Here is a 528-nt window from a genome sequence, read left to right on the forward strand (position 1 = left end):
CAGGCTCAGGCTGTGCTTGCCGAGCATGCGCTCCAGGCGCTCCGGCGACACCGCCGTGAGGCGCCGACCGGTGAGCTCGGCGAGGCGATTAAGGTCCAGCAACTGGTTCTGTGGAAACAGCACCATGAGTGCACCCACGGCATCATCGAGCAGTACGGCTTGAACCTTCTGCGCCGGGTTCAGGCCGGGGCGTTCGGTAACTTCCGTGTAGCTGATGGCGAGCTTTGCAAGCAGCGTCCGAATCACCGAGGGTGCAGTCGGTGGGGCTGTGGCGAGGGCAACTTCTGACATGGCCTGAATCCAATTTCCTACAGTCATTGGAGTATAACCAGCTTGATACAAGTGAGGGTTGTCTAAGTGAGTCAGCCGTCACACTTGGCCGTATTGCTGCCCATGTCTCAGCCAGCGATCCAGCAGCGGGCTGACGTGTTCCGGCCAACGCTCCAGTAACGCCTGGGCCGCGTCGCGCACGGCGGGCAGCAAGTCGGCATCGCGCATCAGGTCGGCGACCTTGAATTGCAGCAGGCC

Annotated in this window: 2 protein-coding genes; both read right to left on the reverse strand. The window is 61.7% G+C overall.

Annotation, left to right across the window (positions count from 1 at the left end):
* The coding region (locus tag HX846_RS36245; RefSeq protein ID WP_306173206.1) for a YbaK/EbsC family protein at window positions 1-291 on the reverse strand (291 nt) is incomplete at its 3' end.
* Window positions 292-369: 78 nt separating this feature from the next.
* Window positions 370-528 (reverse strand): hypothetical protein (locus tag HX846_RS40050; protein ID WP_178967351.1); only part of this gene is annotated, 159 nt, incomplete at its 5' end.

The sequence above is a fragment of the Pseudomonas sp. K5002 genome, assembly GCF_013386655.1.
Taxonomy (GTDB): domain Bacteria; phylum Pseudomonadota; class Gammaproteobacteria; order Pseudomonadales; family Pseudomonadaceae; genus Aquipseudomonas.